Source organism: Ketobacter sp. (assembly GCF_003671495.1).
Lineage (GTDB): Bacteria > Pseudomonadota > Gammaproteobacteria > Pseudomonadales > Ketobacteraceae > Ketobacter.
In genome coordinates this window covers 236312-256281 of the sequence record NZ_RCHN01000020.1, presented here as the reverse complement: position 1 = coordinate 256281, position 19970 = coordinate 236312, and the positions used below count along the sequence as shown (strand labels likewise).

At 56.5% G+C, this 19970-nt stretch carries 18 protein-coding genes; 5 read left to right on the top strand and 13 right to left on the bottom strand.

The window, feature by feature from the left end; all coding sequences use genetic code 11:
* The first annotated feature begins 56 nt into the window (after positions 1-56).
* The 4 genes from D9N14_RS10860 (at position 57) to ftsH (ending at position 6297) form a co-directional block, all read left to right on the top strand.
* Positions 57-749 carry an SDR family oxidoreductase gene (locus D9N14_RS10860; protein WP_290579474.1) on the top strand — a complete coding sequence of 231 codons (693 nt, stop codon included), beginning with the start codon at positions 57-59 and terminating at the stop codon, positions 747-749.
* A gap of 15 nt (positions 750-764) precedes the next feature.
* Positions 765-1763 carry an FAD:protein FMN transferase gene (locus D9N14_RS10855; protein WP_290579472.1) on the top strand — a complete coding sequence of 333 codons (999 nt, stop codon included), beginning with the start codon at positions 765-767 and terminating at the stop codon, positions 1761-1763.
* A 75-nt stretch (positions 1764-1838) separates the two neighbouring features.
* On the top strand, positions 1839-4271 hold the full coding sequence (locus D9N14_RS10850) for a putative bifunctional diguanylate cyclase/phosphodiesterase (RefSeq protein ID WP_290579470.1): 2433 nt from the start codon (positions 1839-1841) through the stop codon (positions 4269-4271).
* Positions 4272-4359: 88 nt separating this feature from the next.
* On the top strand, positions 4360-6297 hold the full coding sequence (gene ftsH / locus D9N14_RS10845) for an ATP-dependent zinc metalloprotease FtsH (RefSeq protein WP_290579468.1): 1938 nt from the start codon (positions 4360-4362) through the stop codon (positions 6295-6297).
* On the opposite strand, the gene D9N14_RS10840 is transcribed toward ftsH, so the two are convergent.
* The 3 genes from D9N14_RS10840 to D9N14_RS10830 all read right to left on the bottom strand — a co-directional run bounded on the left by D9N14_RS10840 (position 6298) and on the right by D9N14_RS10830 (position 8790).
* Positions 6298-7701, bottom strand: a complete 1404-nt coding sequence (locus tag D9N14_RS10840; protein ID WP_290579466.1) for a DUF4139 domain-containing protein — start codon at positions 7699-7701, stop codon at positions 6298-6300.
* Positions 7702-7777: 76 nt separating this feature from the next.
* The gene (locus D9N14_RS10835) at positions 7778-8389 is read right to left on the bottom strand and encodes a dUTP diphosphatase (RefSeq protein WP_290579464.1); all 612 of its coding nucleotides are present in this window, start codon (positions 8387-8389) and stop codon (positions 7778-7780) included.
* Positions 8390-8397: 8 nt separating this feature from the next.
* Positions 8398-8790: a hypothetical protein gene (locus D9N14_RS10830; protein WP_290579462.1), complete on the bottom strand. Its 393-nt coding sequence runs from the start codon at positions 8788-8790 to the stop codon at positions 8398-8400.
* Positions 8791-8865: 75 nt separating this feature from the next.
* Between D9N14_RS10830 and D9N14_RS10825 the strand changes: the two genes are divergently transcribed.
* Entirely contained in the window at positions 8866-9546 is a 681-nt protein-coding gene (locus tag D9N14_RS10825; RefSeq protein ID WP_290579460.1) for an SOS response-associated peptidase, read from the top strand.
* Between the two features lie 3 nt (positions 9547-9549).
* Here D9N14_RS10825 and D9N14_RS10820 read toward each other — a convergent pair whose 3' ends face one another.
* From D9N14_RS10820 to D9N14_RS10775, 10 genes are all read right to left on the bottom strand, one after another.
* Positions 9550-11697, bottom strand: a complete 2148-nt coding sequence (locus D9N14_RS10820) for a tetratricopeptide repeat protein (RefSeq protein WP_290579458.1) — start codon at positions 11695-11697, stop codon at positions 9550-9552.
* Between the two features lie 25 nt (positions 11698-11722).
* Entirely contained in the window at positions 11723-12475 is a 753-nt protein-coding gene (locus tag D9N14_RS10815; protein ID WP_290579456.1) for a hypothetical protein, read from the bottom strand.
* A gap of 28 nt (positions 12476-12503) precedes the next feature.
* On the bottom strand, positions 12504-13010 hold the full coding sequence (locus D9N14_RS10810; RefSeq protein WP_290579454.1) for a peroxiredoxin family protein: 507 nt from the start codon (positions 13008-13010) through the stop codon (positions 12504-12506).
* A 22-nt stretch (positions 13011-13032) separates the two neighbouring features.
* Positions 13033-13965 carry an AgmX/PglI C-terminal domain-containing protein gene (locus D9N14_RS10805; protein ID WP_290579452.1) on the bottom strand — a complete coding sequence of 311 codons (933 nt, stop codon included), beginning with the start codon at positions 13963-13965 and terminating at the stop codon, positions 13033-13035.
* On the bottom strand, positions 13962-14471 hold the full coding sequence (locus D9N14_RS10800) for an ExbD/TolR family protein (RefSeq protein WP_290579450.1): 510 nt from the start codon (positions 14469-14471) through the stop codon (positions 13962-13964). Before D9N14_RS10800 ends, D9N14_RS10805 begins: the two co-directional genes overlap by 4 nt.
* The gene (locus tag D9N14_RS10795) at positions 14468-15010 is read right to left on the bottom strand and encodes an ExbD/TolR family protein (protein ID WP_290579448.1); all 543 of its coding nucleotides are present in this window, start codon (positions 15008-15010) and stop codon (positions 14468-14470) included. Before D9N14_RS10795 ends, D9N14_RS10800 begins: the two co-directional genes overlap by 4 nt.
* A 46-nt stretch (positions 15011-15056) precedes the next feature.
* Positions 15057-15752, bottom strand: coding sequence for a MotA/TolQ/ExbB proton channel family protein (locus D9N14_RS10790; protein WP_290579446.1), 696 nt, complete (start codon positions 15750-15752; stop codon positions 15057-15059).
* 104 nt (positions 15753-15856) lie between these two features.
* Positions 15857-16108: a hypothetical protein gene (locus D9N14_RS10785; protein ID WP_290579444.1), complete on the bottom strand. Its 252-nt coding sequence runs from the start codon at positions 16106-16108 to the stop codon at positions 15857-15859.
* Positions 16109-16152: 44 nt separating this feature from the next.
* Entirely contained in the window at positions 16153-16962 is an 810-nt protein-coding gene (locus tag D9N14_RS10780) for a hypothetical protein (RefSeq protein ID WP_290579442.1), read from the bottom strand.
* Positions 16949-19858, bottom strand: a complete 2910-nt coding sequence (locus D9N14_RS10775) for a tetratricopeptide repeat protein (protein ID WP_290579440.1) — start codon at positions 19856-19858, stop codon at positions 16949-16951. Before D9N14_RS10775 ends, D9N14_RS10780 begins: the two co-directional genes overlap by 14 nt.
* Between the last annotated feature and the right edge of the window lie 112 nt (positions 19859-19970).

Below are 19970 nucleotides of genomic sequence, written 5' to 3'. Positions count from 1 at the left end.
TGCAGGTATCCTAAAGGTTGCAGTTATTGAAAGTTTGAAGGTAGAAGGAACAGACTATGAAAACGGTATTCATCACTGGCGCCAGTCGCGGCCTGGGCTTGGAATTCACCAAACAGTATCTGGTTGCTGGCAACCGGGTGATCGCGACAGCGCGGGACCCAGGGCAATCCGCCGGTCTGCAGCAACTGGCTCAGGAATATGGTGATAACCTCAAACTGTATCCCCTGGATGTGACCGATGCCCAAAGCCGCCGCAAGGTTTCCACGGCAGTGGGGGACAGGGTCATTCACCTGTTGATCAACAACGCCGGCTATTATGGAAACAGCAACAGCCTGGGTTCCCTGGATGAGGCGGAATGGGCCAAGGTATTCCACATCAACAGTATTGCCCCGGTCAAAATGGTGGAGTTGTTGCGCTCCAACCTGGTGAATGCAGGCAGTGCCACCATTGCCATGCTCAGCAGCAAAATGGGTTCCATGGGGGATAACAGTTCCGGCGGGAGCTATATCTACCGCAGCTCGAAAGTTGCCCTCAATGCAGCGACCAAATCGCTTTCCATTGATCTGGCCGCCGAACAGATCAAAGTGGTGGCTTTGCATCCCGGTTGGGTGCTGACCGAAATGGGCGGCCCCAATGCACTCATCGACACGGCTACCTCGGTCAGCGGTATGCGTAAGGTGATTGATGGCCTGAAGGCGAAGCAGAGCGGTGACTTCATCGCTTACGACGGTACCTTGATTCCCTGGTAAGGTGGATGTAAGGCAATGGGCGTGCGGTGTTTACGTTGGGGTCGCAGAGGTTGTCTTCTGCTGCTGCTGTTAGTGGCCTTTCCCCAGACGGTGCTGGCAGACTGGTTCAATCGCAAGGCGCCCATCATGGGCACCCGGGTGTTTGTGGAGATCTGGCAGGAGGACCCACAGCGGGCGCAGACTTTGATGCAGGCGGTCATGGATGAGATGGAGCGCATCAACCAGTTGATGAGCCCTTATATCGATTCTGCGGAAGTGGCGGTGGTGAATCGGGATGCCGGGCAGAAGGCGGTGCAGATCAGCCAGGAGTTGTTTGACCTGATTCTGAAAGCGAACCAATACAGCGATCTCAGTGACGGTGCCTTTGATATTACCTTTGCCTCGGTGGGGCACAAGTTTGATTACCGCAAGCATATCCGCCCCAACCCCCTGGAGCAGAAAACGGCGACTGAGCTGATCGACTATCGCCATCTGGTGCTGGACAGCAAAGCCCGCAGCATTGCGTTCGATAAACCGGGTATGCGCATTGACCTGGGGGGGATCGCCAAGGGCTACGCAGTGGACCGGGCGGTGGCACTGTTGCAGGCGGCCGGAGTGACCCATGGCATCGTTACCGCCGGCGGAGACAGTCGCCTGATCGGGGATCATCGGGGTCGACCGTGGATGTTGGGCATCCGCCACCCCCGGGGGGAAGAGCATGTGATTACCTTGCCGCTGTCGGATTCCGCTGTCTCCACCTCGGGGGATTACGAGCGCTATTTTGAAGAAGATGGAGTCCGCTTTCATCACATCATTGACCCGGCAAAAGGCGACTCGGCACGGGCGTTGTTAAGCGTCACGGTGCTGGCGGACCATTCCGTGGACGCCGATGCACTGTCGACCACTGTGTTTGTACTGGGGCCGGAGAAGGGGCTGAAACTCGTCAATTCTTTGGCAGGGGTATCGGCAATCCTGATAGACAAGGCAGGAAAGGTGCTGTACTCGGATGATTTGGTGGATCCGACGATGCATTGATGGGCGCGACATGGTATAACCGTTCCAACCAGTCGAATAAAAAATAAAAATAACCAGCGGACCCGTGGCTTCCCCATGAATTCGTCACTGATGCTGCACGATCCTGCCGAGGCGGGCCTACATTCTCCGAATTACGTTTTCGTTGCTGACCAGCATCAGCAGCACATCATCTGTTCCAATATGGTATCCCCCCAGTTTCTGTTGACACAGGAATCCCATGATGCGGATCTGTATCAGGCCTATTTGAGCGGCCCTGCCACCGCGGTTTTGCAGCTGAAGAACATCAAAGAAGATCTGGTTGATGCCATCGTAAAAGCCAATGAAACTTCGGAAGGCCGCTTATTCCGCTTTCGGGATGAGCGGGGTTATTGGCGTTTCGGGCTGCTGGAGAACATCTTGCTCTATGGTGGTGAAGTGGCGCAGCAGGAATTTCTCTGTGGCGTTATTTCACGGATTCAGAACCCCGCCGCTTACATGGGGCAGGAGCAGTTGAGTGCTTCGCGCCTGGTGTGGGTGACCGATCTGGACCTGAGGCTCACCAAAGTCAGTGGCGATTGCCGTACCCTGGGCTTTGATATGACCACGCTGTTGGCGTCCGGCCAGCTCAGCTTTCTGACGGAGGAAACCGGGGGCTTCCTGGAGTCCATCTGTCATGATCTGTTTCATCAGTCCAAGCCGGAAACCCGTGTGGTGCGCCAGACCCTGCGCAGTCTGGATGGCAACGCGGTTTCAGCGACCATTCAGTTTTCCCTGTTGTTTGATGAGTTTGGCGCAGTGATCGGTACTTTGGGCATGGCCGAGTTCATTCCCAGCCGGGAATTGCTGGAGAGTGAGCGACAGCTGTTCTCGGCGACCTTTGACGCGGTCTCCGAGGGCTTCTTTATCACGGATCGCAGTGGCTTTATCCTGCGGGCGAATCCGGCTCTGTACGAACTCACCGGGTTTTCCCCCAAACAACTGTTGGGCTTGCACTGCAGTCACATTTGGCGCGGTCGCCATGGCCCTGAGTATTTTCGTAAGATTCGTCACTGCCTGCAGCGCGACAGCAAATGGCGGGGCGAGTGCGAATATATGCGATGCGATGGTGAACTCCGGCCGGCCATCCTCAGCTTCAGCCAAACCCACAACCTGCGACACGAAGTGCAGAACTATGTGGGCATGCTGATGGACATCGCCGACAAAAAGCGGGATGAAATGCGCATTTACCGCCTGGCCCATTACGATTCCCTCACCGGGGTGGCCAACCGCCTGTTGTTCAACGAGCGTTTGCAGGAGGCGGTGCAGGCGGCGGAAGCCAGGGGGCAGGCCATTGCGGTTCTGTTCCTGGACATGGACCGCTTCAAGCCGGTGAATGATTCCCTGGGTCACAGTGCCGGCGATCATCTGTTGAAAGCCGTGGCCCGGCGTCTGATGTACTGCCTGGGTGAAGGGGATACGGTGGCCCGCATGGGAGGGGATGAATTTGCCCTGGTGCTGTGTGATCTGCCGACGGAAGAGGCGGAACAAACGGCCATTAAAATGGCGTCGCGAGTATTGGCCCAGTTTTTTGCGCCGTTCCTGATTGATGGCCGGGAGGTTTATTCCTCCTGCAGCATCGGTATCAGCCTGTACCCGTATCATGGCCAGACGGCGGAAATTTTACTGCGCAGTGCTGACACGGCCATGTACGCAGCCAAACGCTCCGGCAAGAACAGTTATCACTTCTATGACGATCACATGAACAAACAGGCCATGGATCGCCTGATTATGGAAAACGCCATGCGCAAGGCGTTGGTGGGGGAAGAGTTCGATTTATATTTCCAGCCCCAGTATTCGGTGCGCAATGGCGTGATGACCGGCATCGAAGTGCTGTTGCGTTGGGATCACCCGGTGTTCGGTAGTGTCCGGCCCCTGGAATTTATTGACCTGGCAGAGCAAACGGATCTGATCATCCCTCTGGGAGAATGGGTTTTCCAGCAAACCTGCGAAAAGATTGCCCGCTGGCAGCAACAGGGGGTGGTGTTTGGCCGGGTGGGGGTGAACGTTTCTGCCAACCAGTTCAAGCGCGATGATTTTGCCGAATGGGTGTTGTTCCAGGTGCAGCGTTTCGGGGTGAATCCCGCCCATCTGGAACTGGAGATCACCGAGAGCGCCCTGATGGAGGACGTGGAGCACAGCTTGCACATGCTGGAGCAGTTGCAGCGGGCCAGGATCCGCATCGCGGTGGATGACTTCGGTACCGGGTATTCCTCGCTGAACTACCTGCGCAAGTTTCCCATCAGCACCCTGAAAATTGATCGGGTGTTCATCGAGGATATCGTGGAGAGCGAAGATACCCTGCAGTTGGCACAGACGGTGATCGCCATTGCCAAGAGCCTGAATCTGGGGGTGATCGCAGAAGGGGTGGAAACCTGGGATCAATACCGCCTGCTCAGCGAGCACGGCTGTGACGAAGTGCAGGGTTACTACATGAGCCGGGCCTTGTCGGAGGCATCTCTGTTGGATCTGGTGGCCTGTGTATCCGAATAGCGGATTTGGGTTCTGATTCCTGGCCTAAGCCTGTGATAGGATGGCTCAAATGCTGTCGAAAGAGCCCACTGAGAGAGCCCAGTATTGTATGAACTCAGCACCGCACAACCCCAGACAACCCCCCGAGTCCACCTCCCGTCAAAAAGACCCGAAAGATTCGAGAGGCTCGAAAGACTCAGGACGCTCGAAAGAAGAGGGCCCCTCACCGAAGCCGGGTCATCCCCTGTTTGACTGGCGCCCCCTGTTTTTTACGTTATTCCTGTTTTCACTCTACTACACGTTTTCCTCCCAGGGGGACGGCGGGCCCAAGAACATTCCCTATACCCAGTTCAAGCAGCAGCTGTACAACGATGAGGTTGCCAGTGTGCTGGTGCGGGGGCAGCAGATCAGTGGTCGCCTGCGCAACAGCGACAAAACCCAGGGCTATGATTTTGTGACCCAGAAGCCAACCCTGCAGGATGACAGCCTGTTGCCCACCATAGAGCGCCTTAACGTGGAGCTGGTGGCAAAAAGTGAAGAGCTGCCCACCTGGGCTTCGGTGTTGATCAACCTGCTGCCCTGGATCCTGATTTTCGGCTTTTTTGCCTACAGTAACCGTGCCCTGCAGAGCCGCATGGGTGGGGGCGGTGGCCTGTTCGGGTTTTCCCGTTCCCACGCCCGTTTGTTTGAGAATCCTGAACAGGACGGGGTGACCTTCGACGAAGTGGCGGGACTGGACAGCGCCAAGCAGGATCTGCGGGAAGTCATCGAGTTTCTGCGCAACCCTGAAAAGTATCGCAAACTGGGTGCCAAGCTGCCCAAAGGCATTCTGATGATGGGCCCTCCCGGCACCGGAAAAACCCTGTTGGCCAGGGCCACCGCAGCCGAAGCCGGCGTGCCTTTTTTCAGCATCAGCGGTTCGGAATTTGTTGAGATGTTCGTGGGGGTGGGGGCCGGACGGGTTCGCAGCATGTTCGAACAGGCGCGGGAAAAGGCGCCGGCGCTGATTTTTGTGGATGAGATTGATTCTGTTGGCCGCGTACGGGGCAGTGGTGTGGGGGGTGGTAACGACGAACGTGAGCAGACCCTCAATCAGATCCTGGCGGAAATGGACGGGTTTTCCGGGGATGAACCCATTGTGGTACTGGCGGCCACCAACCGGCCCGACGTGTTGGATCCGGCGTTGATGCGGCCCGGGCGTTTTGACCGCAAGATCACCATGGAGCTGCCGCAGAAAAAGGCGCGCCTCCAGATCCTGCAGGTCCACACCCGTAACAAGCCGGTGGCCGGGGATGTAGACCTGGAACAATTGTCCAGCCGTACTATTGGTTTTTCCGGTGCGGATCTGGAGAACCTGGTGAATGAGGCAGCCCTGCATGCTGCCCGGTTGAATCAAGCCGAGATCCGGCACAGCGATTTTGAGTACGCCCACGATAAAATTTTGTTGGGATCAGAGCGCCAGGACATTCTCAACACCGAGGACAAAAAGCGCATCGCCTATCATGAGTCCGGGCACGCGTTGCTGTCCATGGCGTTGCCCCACGCCGACCCGGTCAGCAAGGTTACCATCATTCCCCGGGGGCGGGCGCTGGGGGTGACGGAGACCATGCCGGTTGAGGATCGTGTCAACTACACCCAGGCTGTGTTGGAGGACCGCCTTTGTGTGCTGCTGGGTGGCCGCTGTGCGGAGCGGGTGGTGTTCGGCAACGTCAGCTCCGGCGCGGCGGACGATCTTAAGCAGTGTACCTTGCTGGCCCGCCGCATGGTGACCCAATGGGGCATGAGCGAGACTCTGGGCCCGGTGCATTTTCCGCAGCATGAAGAGCATCCGTTTCTGGGGATGGAAATTGCGGCACCCAAGGATTTCAGTGATGCCACGGCCCACTCCATTGATCTGGAAGTGGAAGCCCTGGTGAAAAAGAGTGAGGAGCGCACGCTGAACCTGCTACGGGACAAGCGTGCGCAACTGGATGCCCTGGCCGCTGCGCTGATGGATCATGAAACCGTGAGTGCAGAGGAGATCGAACGCCTTATCGAAAGCTGCTGATCACCAGTGGTATTGCACGGTGTAGGTGACGACCTTTTCCTGACCAGGTTTTAATTGGGTCTCAAACTCAATGGTCTGGCTATCGGTTTTGGTGAAGGGATCTGATTGATCCTTAATGCTCCAGTTACTCCAGCGATACAGCTCTTCTACCACGGTTACGGTCACGGCTTCGGTTTTACTGTTTTTCAGGGTGATGGCGAAGGATTCCTGGGCCCGGTTTTCCCGGCTGTTCAGATTGAAATCCACGCGCTTGCGTTCTCCGCTCACGTCAAAGGCGTTACCGGTGTACACGGAAACCATGGCATCTTTGGCACTGTGGTCAACGTTGTTTTCCCCCAGGAATTCCAGCTGCTGGTCGCTGCCTTGTTGGTAAAAGCGAACCCGGCCTTTGGGGAGGGGAATGCCCAAGCCATTATCCTTGCTGTTTTTGAATTCACGATAGATCCAGACTTTGGGATTGCTGCCGGTGCCGTAGTTGGGATCGTTACGGATGTGCTCCATATTGGGACGGTAGCGGCGATCAATCTGGGCTCCGTTGTACAGGTAGCGGGTTTTGGCAGTGGCGCCGGCGGCGGTGATGAATTCCACCTGTTTGCTTTCCCCGTCGTTCAGATCCAGCGCCCGTTGAATGCTGTACAGGTGATATTCATCCACGGTTTTCTCGGTGACCTGCGCGCCGCTGTCCGCCGCCATCATGGTCATACGTTCACGCCGTACGGCGGAGTTGTCCGCGGCCACTTTATTCACGTCCCCCGCCATCAGTTTGACGTTGGCCTTGGCAAAACTCTTCCCGGACTGGTTGTCGAAGGTCACCCAACCGATGATATCCACTTTGTCGTTTTTCTCATTGGCGATGATGTTGTAATCCGCCTTCCAGCCAAGACCTGCAGTAAGGTAGGCCAGCTCCGCGTTAACGTTGCCGCTGGTGTTGGATTCCAGCTTCAGATTCAGTGCCGGTTTCAGCAGTGTATCGTTTTTCAGGGCGGGAAACAGTGGCCGTCCGGGCAGGCCAAAACGGGTCTTGCCTTCCAGCTCGATGATCGGAGTGCCGGCATTGAGGCCACTGCGGATGATTTTCCCGGGCAACACCAGAGTCTGATCGTTACGCTCGATCTCGAAGTCGATGGTCTGGCCCTCAAAATGGTTCAACAGGAGGGCTTCGTTCACCGGCAGGGACAGGTAGTTCTGCTCCAGAATACGGAACGGTTTGCCGCCGTCCAGGGGGCGGAACACCACCGAATCCGGTTCCAGTTGCTTGGTGATTTCCTGGTAACTGATCTGGTTGACACCCTTGTCGAGTTTAAGGTTCAGGGTGTCCCGCACTACAGCGAAGTTGTCGTTATAAATGGTGAGGGAGGGAGCCCCCTGGGCTGTCAAGCTGTGGGCCAGACCTGCCAGGAGCATACAGGAAACACATAAAGTATGGCGCCGGTGCGCCGGGGTGAATTTCCGCATGATCGTTCCCTCAATGAAATATGGGCTAGAGTGGGTAGCGTACCTGTAGTTGGGTGTACACGGTGGTCTGCAGGTCCGCCTGCGTGCCATCCAAGTTGGCCAGGATCTCTGCCAGGTGCTCGTTGTCTTCTTTGCCATGCCAGACTTTGTGGTAGGTGCCTTCCTTGTAACCATGGTCCTGACGGAAGAAATTCAGCACGTTTTTCCCGATGTACTGTTGATACAGTTCGACCAGGGGGAAGTTACAGAGTTCCATCAACTGGCAGAACAGGGGAACGGAAAACCCCTTGCTGGTCAGGGTGTGTTGGGCCAGTTGTTCCACGGCCACGAGGAAATCCTGTGTGGTGTCTGCACTCTGCCAGTGGGAGGCCAATTCTTCAGCCAGTTCTTCTGCAGTCTTGCCTGAGGTCAACAGGATGCTCAGGCCAAAATGCCAGATATCCACAATCTCCAATTTGATCTGGTGGCTATCCGGGGTTTGTTTCTTCCACCACTTCCAGCCGTGGTGATCCATCAATTCTGCGCATTCCGTCCAGATCGCCCGGTACCATGCGTAGCCCTGCTGCTGCCACTGGGGGTGAACTTTGCTGTTCATTTTGTCCTGCAGTTCAAGCATGCTGACAAAGGCCTGTTTCATGATGTCTCCTATTCGAATCCCAAAGACTGTAGGTTGCGATCCCGCTCCCGTAACAGATGCAGCCCCGCATAGAGCACGATTAACCCGGACATGCACAGATAGAGATGCCACCAGTAACTGGGCAGCACGGCAACATATTGCTCCGGCTCGGCGGGATTAACGTACACGGTATTGATGGCGGCGGCGTTCGGGAGGGGCGCGTTGATGGTGTAGCGTTTCTCGCCTACCTGATAGTAATAAGTACCGTTGACTGAGCTCAGTTCCACCAGCACCCAATCCTGCTTGGCCAGGGTTGCCTGCAGTAAGTACAGGCTCAACAGCAGAATCGTAATGCCGCCGAGGATGGCGAGGCAGGCAATAGCACGGATAACAGGATGTTTCTTCGGTGTGGGATCAGGCATGGCAAGGCGGTGTCATAAACGTCTGGGTCTATGCTAGCCTGTCTCCACCCGTCACTCAATGCGCGAGAACCAATTATGTGCGGTCGTTTCAACATCATTGACGATAAAGGGATGCAGGCGTTGTTGCAGGAGCTGGGATTTGATTTCAATTTTCCCACCCGTTTGAATATCGCGCCCACCGAGCCGGTGCCGGTGGTGGTGCTGGATGGGCAGAGCCTGGCCATGCATGAGATGCGGTGGTGGCTCACACCTTCCTGGGCGCCCGAGGTGTCCACGCGCTTCTCCATGTTCAATGCCCGCAGTGAAACCCTGGACACCAGCAAGGCATTTCGCGGGCCTTTTCGTCACCATCGCGGCATCATGCCGGCATCCTCGTTCATCGAGTGGCGGCGTCTGGGCGATGGCAAACAGCCTTATCTGATTCGGCCGGTGGAGGGCGTGTTCACTTTCGCTGCCATCTGGGATCAGTGGGAGAAATCCGACAGTTATATTGAAAGTTGCGCCATGATCACAACCGAGGCGGTGCCCGCCATGAGCTGGTTGCACCACCGTATGCCGGTGATGTTACCTGTCTCGGATGTGGCGGAATGGTTGGACCCGACAACCAGCAAGGGGCGCCTGCTGGCGCTGATGGCACAGGGTTTGCCCGCAGAGTTGGAGGCGGTGCCCATCAGCACAGCGGTCAACAATGGCCGCAACAAGGCTCCGGAATGTGTGCAGGAAGAGGGTGATCCGGTCACGATCACCCGCCATTAGGCATTACTCGTCGGAGAATATCCGTTTGATAACATCGCTCAGGGTTTGAGACGGCTCTTGATTGCCGGCGGGCTCCGCTGCTTCTGCCGCGCCCGCTGCCGGCTCGGCTCCCAACTCCAATCGGATGCTTTGATCCTGCTGCTTTTTGCGGTCCCGTTCCTGCATGTAGCCCAGATCCTGCAAGCGGGCGATGGCCAACAGGGATTTGGCGCGCATCCGGTCCAGCTGCATTTGCTGTTGTTCGATGATGGATACGGCCACATCCTGCATTTGCCGGCGCTGCTGGCGAAGCAGGGCGGCGGTTTCCATCTCCAGGCCCTTCACCTGCTGATACAGGGTCTGGATTCGGGTTTCAAAGCCATAGAACCGGTTCAGACGTATTTCCCGGGCACTGGCTACCGCCCGGATTCGTTGTTCCAGCTCCACCAGCATGTTATCCATGGCCACTTGCTCTTTGGTGGCTTCCCAGCGCTTGTCGATGGCGGTGGCGTTCAGGTCCCACATCAGCAGACCTTTCAGCAGCTTGAGCTTTTCCCATTCCTCATAATACAGGTCGGGGTCATCCAGTTGGACCAAGGCAGCCTCGATGGCATCCAGGCGCTCCTTTTGCAACAGCTGGGGGACATTGGCCATCCCCATCAGGTCATCATTGGCGATGATTTCACTGAGGCGGGCCTCGAACTCATCCAGCTTGACGCGGGAATAGGCGTAGAAATTCTTCGAGCGGTCGATGGCGGTTTCCGCCTTGGGTGCCAGTTCGTTCAAGCGCTCAACGTGGGTGTTGATCATTTCGTTGAAACTGGGGAACTGACGTTCCCAGTGCCGGAGCACCATGTAGAGTCGCTGCAGCTCCCGGTAATCCCGATACAGCTTCTGGAAATCGTTGCTGGCGAAATAGCGGTACAGGTGTTGGGACACCTCATCGTTCACCGGCAGTTGAAACTCCGGCAGTCGGCCCATGGCATCCTGGCCTGAAATATCCACCGGGCTGATGCGCTCGATCCAGTCCGGTTGCTGAATGTCGAGTTTGATGCTTTCCAGGCGTCGGCGCTGGTTGCGGAAGATCTTATAGGCTGCCTTGTAGCCATCCAGCGCGTCCTGCAGGGCACCCAACTCCTCAAATACGAAGGGTACGTTGAGAATGCTTTCCTGCACCGATGGATCTGTCAGCGCCCGTTCGTTGAGCTCCATCCAGGGGGTGAGGGCGTCCAGCTTGCGGTCGCCGTGAAAATGGGTCCAGCCCAGTGCCAGCAAGGCCCGGTTGGCCACCGGGCCATACAAGCGTACGCGGTGGAAGGTCTGTTCCGCCAGGGCCAACTGGTTGCTGCGCAGGTAATAAATCCCCAGCGCCAGTGCCGCCTGATCGTTCAGGGTTTTATCCAGTTCCGTAGTGGGGCGGCTGTTGGCCAGCACGTCGGAGTAATAGCCCGCAGCCCGTTCCATGTCCCCCAGCTGCGCCATGGCAGACGCCATATTGAAGCGCACGAACAGGCTTTGGGCCTGGTCTTCTTTCAGGTACTGGGTGAGGGCCTGCGCCTGATCCACCTGTCCCAGGCGAATATGGCACAGGATCTGGAGCAACAGGTGTTCGGTGGCGCGGGATTCCAGTGGTTCCTGGATATTGCTGGTGAGTATGGATAACGCCTGCCCGGTGGCACCGCGCTTGTAGTAGATGCGCGCCAACTGATACCAGGATTCATCGGCGCCCTGGGGGGAGGTGTAGGTGTTCAGCAGATTGCGGAAGATGGCTTCTCCCGAGTCCAGCAAACCGTAGGACACATAGAGTGCGCCCAGCACCAGTTCAGCGTGTTCACTGTTGTTCTTGAACAGGCCCCGTTCCTTTGCCACCAGGATCTTGGTGATGGCGGAGAAGTAATGTTGTTGGTAGTACTCAAACAACAGGTCGCCATAGGCCAGGTCCTCGATGCTGTGAGGCTGGTCGATGGGGATCGGCGTTTTGGGTTGCTCTGCGGTCTCCGCTTGCGTGCTGGTTTCGTGATTACCGAACCAGTGCAGGGGGTTCCAGTCCAGGGCAAGCGCAGGCAGTGGCGTCGCCAGGCCGAGGGCGACCACCAGTACGCTGTGCCGCAGACTGCGGGTAACCGGGCGCGAACGAATCACGGATGTTGGGTGATGACGTGTTGGTTTCAAAATCAAATCCTAGAGGCCCTGGCCATCACTCCCACTGCTTTAACTGGAAACCGGGCTGCTTGCGAAGGTCATCCCCTTCAATTTTCAATTCTATGTACTTGGTGCCACTGGTTTTTTCGAATGCCATACTGACTGCCCGCTTATAGTCACGGCCTTCGGGGCCGATGCCGGTCACAATGGCCACCAGTTCGTGTTCGCCCACCGGCAGGTTGCCGGTAAACAGGCGCTGCACGGCGCCCCGGTTCATGGCTTTCAGCTCACGTTCGGTATACAGGTGGTTGCTGATGGGGCGGTCATTCAATTTGAGGGTCACGCCATCCAGCTGGAAGTATTCCAGGGCATCAAACGACACGAACACGTTGACCTGGGTGCTGCTGGGAAACAGCAGGTCCTCCTCCAAAATGAACAGATCGCGGTTCACTTGCAGGATCTTTTCTTTCAATTGTTCCATTTCCTGCTGCATGGTTTCCGGGTCTTTCTTGGCGACGGTGCCTTCCGCCGCATCGTCAGGAGCGTCACCGCCATACAGGATCTGGTTGAGGTCAACAAACTCGCTTTCCTCTTCCGGAGCGGCCAGTTTGGGCTCGGGAGCGGCCTGAACCTGAGTGGGGGCGTTTTCGTCTTCATCCAGAATTTCATCGATTTCGATGAATTCCAGGTCCTCACCCAAATCAAGGTCCACGGTTTCGTCCAGCTCTTCCGCAGAACTCAGGCCGCAGGCTGAAATTAACAGCAAGGCCATGAGCAAGCGGGACAGTTTGTGATTGGTCGCGTTCATGTGCTTCACTTCACTCGTTTGGGTTCACCTATTCGGATACCAGGCTTTGCAGCAGGGTATCAAATGTGTCGACATCAGTGGGCTCAAAGCCGTCCTGCAGATGTCGGATTATGCCATCCCGGTCCACGATGAACGAGGAGGGCAGGTCGTCTATATCGTAGCGTTCGCTGACGCTGAACTGGTCGTCAAACAGGATCGTTAAATCCAGTCCTTTGTGTTGACGGTAGTGTTCGGCATCACTGCGCTTTTTATCCAGGGTGACGGCCCAGATTTTGACGCCATAATCCTGGTATTTTTTTTGTAACTGCTCCAGCGCCTGCAATTGTACAGGGCAGGAACGACACCAGCTGGCCCAGAATACCACCGCAACGATGTACCCCTTCTGTTCCGACAGGCGCAGATTAAAGGGCCCATCGCTGTTGAGGGTAAAGTCGGGTGCCTGATCACCTACCGGTGGCTTTTTGGCAAACGCCATGGGGCTGGCCAGCAGGGCCAACCCCATGATCATCGCTGCTGCCTGTCGTTTCATACCCATGGCGTTATCCATCGCACCGTAATCAGGAGGGAATGAACGAGATGGGATAGGTGTCTTTCCACACATCCACATCCATGGCGCCGAAATTGATGCGCTTGATCTTGAGCACGATCTTGCGTTCCAGGTCGGCATCGTTCAGTTCGCTGCTCACGACTTCGCACTTGGTCACCGTGCCATCGGGCTGGATCACCATGCTCAGCACCACCGTGCCTTCCAACGCAGGGTTGTTGCGCAAGGCGCGGCGATACAGTGAATAGATGGAGCCTTTGTACTTGTCGAACACCAACTGAATGTCTTCAGTAGAGCGTCGGGCGCGACCATCTTTGCCGCGGCGTTTTTCCTGCTCCGCTGCGGGATCGGCAATCTGACTCTCCACCTGAGTGGAGGTGACACCGGCCAGGGAGCCGGAACCGCCGCCGCCGGAGCTGGCCTTGGACGTGCTGACGCCGCCACTGCCACCCAGGGCCATGGCACCCACCAGGTTACGCTGGGTTTTCTGTTCCTGGGCACCTATCGAGGGCACGGACTTCTGCTCCGCTTTCAGGTCCGCCAGATCATTGGTGTCGCGCAAATCGCTCAAGTCGTCAAAGACCGCAATGGCTGCCTTGGCCCGCTCTTTGGCAGTGGGCTTGGGCTTTTCCTCTTTTTTCGGTTCTTCTTTCTTGGGCTCTTCTTTTTTCGGCTCTTCCTTCTTGGGTTCCTCTTCCTTGGGTTCTTCTTTGGGCGGAGGAGGGGGTGGCGGCGGTTTCTGCTTTTCCGTCACCAGCCGGGCCAAACGGGGTGGAACTTTTTCCACTTCGTCACGCTGCTTTTCCGGCACCGGAATATTGGGCAGGATAAACAGCATGGCCAGAAACAGCACCGCGAATGCCGCAACCAGTTTGCGGAAGAGTTTTTCCTCTTCTGAAAAACGATCCCAGGGCAGGTTCGGGTTTGAGTAATACAGCGCCTTCATGATGCCTTGTCCTCCGTTTTCTTGAGGACGGCCAGAGAGATCCGTGAATACTCGTTGGTGCTGCAGGTCATCATGATTTTGCGCAGCAGGGCATAGGGGATTTCCTTGTCACCCATGATGGTGACATCCCGTTCTGCCACACCCAGCTCGTTCACCACCAGGGCCGGGGCCTTGCTGGCCTGGTAGCGTAATTCCTTTTGCAGCGCCGGAATGTTGTCGCCGGGCAGGGCCATAATGGTGGGCACGCTCTCGACGATGCGGCCGTTTACCAGAATGGTCTGGTCGTTCACCATGATGGTCAGGGTTTCCCGCGGCAGTTGCTCCGCGATGGATTCCGGCAGCTTGATGGACTTCTGGTTCGGCAATTGGGTGGTGTTGGAGGAGTTCACCAACAGGAAGAACACCAGAATGGTGAAAATATCCATCAGGGACACCAGGTTTACGCCGGGCAGGAATTGGCGTTTGTGGCGTCGGTCCATGCGTTTTGCGCGATGGGACAATTTCATGCTGCACCTCCCTGAAGCGGGGAGGCGGAGGAGGTGTTCTGCTGATCCGGCGGCGCATCACCGATGGCGATATCCGGGAACAACTCGGCATTCTGTACTTCGGTACCCACCACCTGTTTGGTGACCCGCACCTTGTCCATGGTGGTCACCAGCTCCTCATAGGGGGTATTGGCTTCCAGCAACAAGGTGATTTCGGTGATGTCCGGAAATCGGTTTTTCACGGCCTTGAGGGTTTTTACCAGGGTGTCGAAATCGTGTTGGGTGCCGACTTTGGGAATGATTTTCAGCGGTCCTGTCTGACGGTCGACCACTTCCAAACGATTCTTGTAAATCAGTACTTCCAGCACGATGGGCTTTTTGTCCTCTTCCTGTTGCTGTGCCGCCGGGGTGGTGGCCGGCAGGTTCAGCTCCAGGATGGAGATCTGCGAAAACACAGCGGTGATCAGCAGAAACGGCACCAGTACCACCATCAGGTTCATGAAGGCGGTAATGTTGATTTCTGCATCTGCGGTGTGCTTTCGACGCGAGCGTCTACTCATAGCGGCTCCTGCTCAATCGTATTCGTTTGATTAATGCCGTGCGGCCTTAACCCTGTCCGTTGCCCTGGGCCTTTTGGCTCTGTGCCTGACGGAATACGTTGAGGAATTTAACCGAGGCCATTTCCATGCTGTCGATCAGCTGGTTGGTCTTGTTCTGCAGATAGGTGAAGGCCAGCAGCAGCGGGATAGCCGCCATCAGACCAAACGCCGTGGTGTTCATGGCCACCGAGATACTGGCGGAAAGCAGGTCCGCTTTCTGGGAAGGGTCGGCGCTGGCCACCGCAGTGAAGGCGTTGATCAGACCCATGATGGTACCCAACAGACCCAGCAGGGTGGCAATGTTCGCGAAGGTGGCAATGTAGTTGGTGCGCCGTTCCAGGTGGGGAATGGTTTCCATCAAGCCTTCTTCCATGGCCATTTCCACTTCGTCATGACGGGTGGCATAAGCGCTGCGGGACAATCCGTACACCAGAATCTTGGCGATGGCGCTGCCGGAACCCTTGGCTTCTTCCATGGCGGACTTGAACTTGCCCTGGGTCAGCAGGGGGAACAGTTTTTTCCACACCATCTGGTTGCGGGTCTGAGTCAGGTTCAGGTAAATGAACCGCTCCAGGGTGATGGCCAGTCCCACCAGGAACACCGCCAGGATGATGTACATGAAGGGGCCACCTTCCTGAAAGAATTGAGCGGTGGTGGTGATTAATCCTGCGCTTTGTTCAGCCGCATTCACTGTGTCAGACATTTTGGTCTCCTGCGTTACCAAATAAAGATGTTGCTGTTCGTAAATTCGAGTCCGGGATGAGTGCCCAGGCCAGGTTATTGTCGGAAGTGTGGCGCCATAAATCCTTATTGATCAATCGCTTGGGGATCAGAATGCTGCAGCAGGTTAAAATAATCAACCTGTCGCCGCAACTCGTCCTGGTCCACAGGCTTCAGTGAGTCATTGAGCAATTGGGAGTCGAGGCTGGGTTTGGACTGCCAGGGGTCCACCGACAATTCCCGATTCTGCCAGGGCACCACGTTGAGCACGTTGGGTGCTTCCTTGGTCCCTATAATGGTAGTCCCTTCATCCAGTGCCCACACCTTGCCGGTCAGCATCAGGCATGCCACTAGAAATGCTACGGTATAGCTGGGTTTCCTGTTCATTGTGTTCTTGCCGCTCTGCGCTGTAATTCAACAATCCAGCCACTGACCTTTTTATCCGGTTCCGGAATCAGCGTCTGGTAAGTTTCAAATTCTTTTAAGGCCAACACGGGATCATGCAGATAGAGATCTGCCAGTACCGCTAAATTATAGTGAGCCACCGCGTAGCCTTCATCGATGCGGATCGCAGATTCATAGCTCACCTGGGCCTGTTTGAACTTGCCAAGCTGTCGGCTGAGTAATCCTAACTCGTTGAGCAACCTGGGATTTTTGCCGTGCTGTAGAATGGACTTTTGAAGCAGGTCGTAGGCCTGCTGCGTCTGGCCTTTTTTTCTCAGAATAATGGCCTGGTTCACAATAGGGCCCGCCAACAGAGGGTATTCGGCGTTGAGTTTGCTGAAGCGGGCCTGGGCCGAATCCAGATTACCTTTGCGCATCTCTGCCAGTGCCCGGTTGTAATCGGAGCGGGCGGCGTTGGCTTGTTTCACTTGCTCCGGGTCCCGGGTTACCGGCTCTGTTCCCGGCTGCTTCAAGCGTTCCAGCACCGCCGCCGAGTCTGCATCTTTTATGGCCGTCTGTGGTTCCGCCGTCACCGGCTCGGTACCCGCGCTGTCGGGGGGCACGTCTGTGGCGTCTGCGGTGGGGGCCGCCTGTTTGTCTTCCGGTTCTTCACCGGTGAGGTCGATGGTGACGGATTCCGGCATTTCAAACTCATCAGAGCCAAACAGGCTGCCGCGGTCGGCTGTGGACGCGCAGCCCGCCATCAGCACCAGCATGGCCAGGAGCAGGGTGGACTTAATAAATTTCATCAACGAAGTCCTCCATGATTTCCGGCTTGTTGTAGCGGCCTGGTGATAGTTTGCTCAAAGACTCGTAACTCTTTTGTACCCATTCATCCCAGACACCGTCCAGTGTGCGCTCGGTGTTGGTCTGGAAGATGGCAATGGCTTTATCTTCAAAAGGCAGGGCCTGGTCTTCCAGCAGGATTTCGTACTCCTCCAGGGCCAGTTCGTCCAATCCACGGGGGCGTTCGCTGTCCATGATGCTACGGGCGAACAGCCGGTTCAACTCGCCCAGTTTATAGTTGGCGGCAGTGGTGAAATCGATGACACCGTATTGCACCGTTTGGGTGTACGCTTTGCTCGCTTTCTGCAAGGCCGCTTTCTTTTTGCGCAGGCTGTTTTTCAGAGGCTGCGTCAGGCGGATATTGTTGAAATCCTGGAACAGTATGTCAGCGCCGTGGTAGGCACCATAGGCTGCCAGGTACAGGGTACGATCACTCTGCTCAGCACCGGCGGCATTGTGAGTATCCACCAGTTTGTTCAACCAGAAGTAGCGTTTGCCGCTGTCACCCTGTTGCCCATAGAGTTCCACCAGTTTGAACTGTGCCTCCATGCGCGGGCCCACGGGGCGTTCGTAATCCCATACGAATTTTTTATACAATTCGATGGCGCCATCCACATCCCCGCTTTTCTCCCGCATTTCAGCAGCCTGCAACAGGGCCTCGCGGGCCAGTTCCGGGTTGGTCTCTTTGTTAAGCAGGGCGATGGCCACCAGTTCAGTGGCGGCCATGGTCAGGTTGCCGGTTTTCTCATAGGCAAAACTCAGTTTGGCCGGGATCGACGCAGTTAATGCGTGACTGGGGAAGCGGGAACGGAACGACTCCAGAACCTCTATGGCTTTGTCGTATTCTTCCAGTTGCAGCAGGATGTTGGCAGCATCGTAATCGGCGTTGGCCCGTACCGAGGCGTTGGGGATAACCGCGCCCACCCGCAGGTATTCACCCGCTGCTTCCGCCAGGCGCCCATCCTGCTCCAGGATCTCGCCTTGTTTGTAGATACAGGTGGCCAGGTTCTCTTCAAACTTTGCCCGTTGCTTGGGCTGCAGTGATGTGAACTGGAGCACTTTTGTGATCGCTTCCTCAGCTTTGACCCAGGCCTGCTTGTCGAACATGCCGTTGGCATAGGTAATCCAGGCCTTTTCGCGCAGTGCCTGGGGTGCCGGGGGCACCAGCTCAATAATCAACTGCGCTGTGACAATAGCGCCTTCGACATCCCCCAGCAGTAACTGATCCTCAATCACGTTATCCAGAATGGCTGGCGTGTGCTGGTTGGCGGGGTAAGCCTTGGCAAAGCGCAGGGAACTGCTGGCCCGTTTGGCGACCCAGCCGCGGCGGGTGGGGTCATCCTTGGGCAGCACATTAAGGAATTCCTGATAGGAAAGCAGTGCGAAATAGGCGGCTTTCTCGGCGTCGGCATGGGGTGGGTAATCGTAACCGGTGCGCTCAAATTCTTCGATGGCGGGGCGGAATTCCTTGGCTGCAAACAGGGTTTCACCCAGCAGCATGTTCATCACCGGTGCGCTTTCGTCGTTGGGGAAGGTGGCCAGGAATTCCCGGTACCAGCGGGCGGCGACGCCATAGTCTTTGGGTAGTTTGGTCTTTTGCGCGGCGGCGTGATAATGCTGGGCCAGCTCGATCAGGTGCTGTTTCAGCTCGTTGCTGTATTGTTCCCGGGCTTCCGGTGTGGCACGGGCCCAGAACGCACTATACACCCCGTATTGCTCCACAAAGGTTTCTTTGTAAGGTAACACCAGGCTGGGGAAGCCCCCTTTCTGGTAGGTGTCGATGACCTTGGAGGACATTGAGGGTGCCATGGGGTGCAGGGGATTCTTTTGCGAGAACATGGCGTAGGCGTCTGCGGCATCCTTATAGCGTTCCTGATACAGGTAGAGTTCTGCCAGCGCCGCATACACCTTGAATTCGTAGATACGGTGGCCATTGGTGCGGAAGTATTCCGAGACGCTGTTGGCGCCTTCCAGGTTGGAGAAGGACATACTCAGCACGCGCAGCGTGTCGTCCAGGGTTTTCTGTTGGGTTTTGGATACTTCCGGCAGGGGGATGGCTTCAATTTTGGTGATGGTCCGCTCTTTGCGTTCAGCGGCTTTTTCGGCTTCGGTCTTGGGCGGTGGCGTGGGCATGTAGCCATCCAGGAGGGTGACGAAATCCGTGACCGCCAGATCATAATCCCCCAGTTTGTAGAGGCTCCAGCCGTGTTTGTAGAGCGAATGCTCGTAGAAATCCCGCTGTGGCCCGGCTTTCAGCACATAGGCGTAGGCCCCCACGGCACCCTGGAAGTCCCCGATCAGGAACAGGTGTTCGCCGCGCCGGAACTGGGCTTCGTAGGTGAATTCGCCGTCCGGGTATTTGGCCACCAGGGTGTTCAGGGTATCCAGGGCTTTTTCCTGCTCGCCGCTCAGGTCATAGGCTTTCGCCAGCAGGTAGTACTCTTCCGATAGGTCTGAGCCGGCCGGTGCGCCGGCGATCAACGCCTCATAGATGGCCACCGCCTTGCCATATTGCAGCGTGTCCGCATCCACGGCTCCGGCTGCTGCGGCATCCACCAGCGGGGCTTCCTCCAGGGAATCGATCATTTTGTCTTCGGTGGCCACCATGGTGAGGTCCGCCATCCGGCGCATGGCCAGGGCGCGCTCCTCCTGGGTGGAGAACAGGGCTACCGCGGACTCATAGCTCTCCAGTACCCGCTCGGCGGACACCGGCTCCAGCTCCTGGGGGCGGACACTGATGTCACGACGCTTGAGGTCGCCCAGGGTGGGCTCACCGGAAGAATAGGATTGGTTGGACGACGAGCATCCGGCAAGAACCAGAACACCGGTAAGCGAACAGGCGATTAGAGTTGAGAGCACCCAATTTGGCTTTGACTGTTTGATCAATTTACTCACTCGTAACAACCTGGCACTTCTTGTTCTTTTCTCTCGGAGCGTAATATCTGACGGGTCAACGGATTAATGTCGTTAA

Excerpts from the sequence above, each read along its gene's own strand:
- D9N14_RS10860 (WP_290579474.1), top strand. The coding sequence starts at position 57 with ATGAAAACGGTATTCATCACTGGCGCCAGTCGCGGCCTGGGCTTGGAA.
- D9N14_RS10855 (WP_290579472.1), top strand. The coding sequence starts at position 765 with ATGGGCGTGCGGTGTTTACGTTGGGGTCGCAGAGGTTGTCTTCTGCTG.
- D9N14_RS10850 (WP_290579470.1), top strand. The coding sequence starts at position 1,839 with ATGAATTCGTCACTGATGCTGCACGATCCTGCCGAGGCGGGCCTACAT.
- ftsH (WP_290579468.1), top strand. The coding sequence starts at position 4,360 with ATGAACTCAGCACCGCACAACCCCAGACAACCCCCCGAGTCCACCTCC.
- D9N14_RS10840 (WP_290579466.1), bottom strand. The coding sequence starts at position 7,701 with ATGCTCCTGGCAGGTCTGGCCCACAGCTTGACAGCCCAGGGGGCTCCC.
- D9N14_RS10835 (WP_290579464.1), bottom strand. The coding sequence starts at position 8,389 with ATGAAACAGGCCTTTGTCAGCATGCTTGAACTGCAGGACAAAATGAAC.
- D9N14_RS10830 (WP_290579462.1), bottom strand. The coding sequence starts at position 8,790 with ATGCCTGATCCCACACCGAAGAAACATCCTGTTATCCGTGCTATTGCC.
- D9N14_RS10825 (WP_290579460.1), top strand. The coding sequence starts at position 8,866 with ATGTGCGGTCGTTTCAACATCATTGACGATAAAGGGATGCAGGCGTTG.
- D9N14_RS10815 (WP_290579456.1), bottom strand. The coding sequence starts at position 12,475 with ATGAACGCGACCAATCACAAACTGTCCCGCTTGCTCATGGCCTTGCTG.
- D9N14_RS10810 (WP_290579454.1), bottom strand. The coding sequence starts at position 13,010 with ATGGGTATGAAACGACAGGCAGCAGCGATGATCATGGGGTTGGCCCTG.
- D9N14_RS10805 (WP_290579452.1), bottom strand. The coding sequence starts at position 13,965 with ATGAAGGCGCTGTATTACTCAAACCCGAACCTGCCCTGGGATCGTTTT.
- D9N14_RS10800 (WP_290579450.1), bottom strand. The coding sequence starts at position 14,471 with ATGAAATTGTCCCATCGCGCAAAACGCATGGACCGACGCCACAAACGC.
- D9N14_RS10795 (WP_290579448.1), bottom strand. The coding sequence starts at position 15,010 with ATGAGTAGACGCTCGCGTCGAAAGCACACCGCAGATGCAGAAATCAAC.
- D9N14_RS10790 (WP_290579446.1), bottom strand. The coding sequence starts at position 15,752 with ATGTCTGACACAGTGAATGCGGCTGAACAAAGCGCAGGATTAATCACC.
- D9N14_RS10785 (WP_290579444.1), bottom strand. The coding sequence starts at position 16,108 with ATGCTGACCGGCAAGGTGTGGGCACTGGATGAAGGGACTACCATTATA.
- D9N14_RS10780 (WP_290579442.1), bottom strand. The coding sequence starts at position 16,962 with ATGAAATTTATTAAGTCCACCCTGCTCCTGGCCATGCTGGTGCTGATG.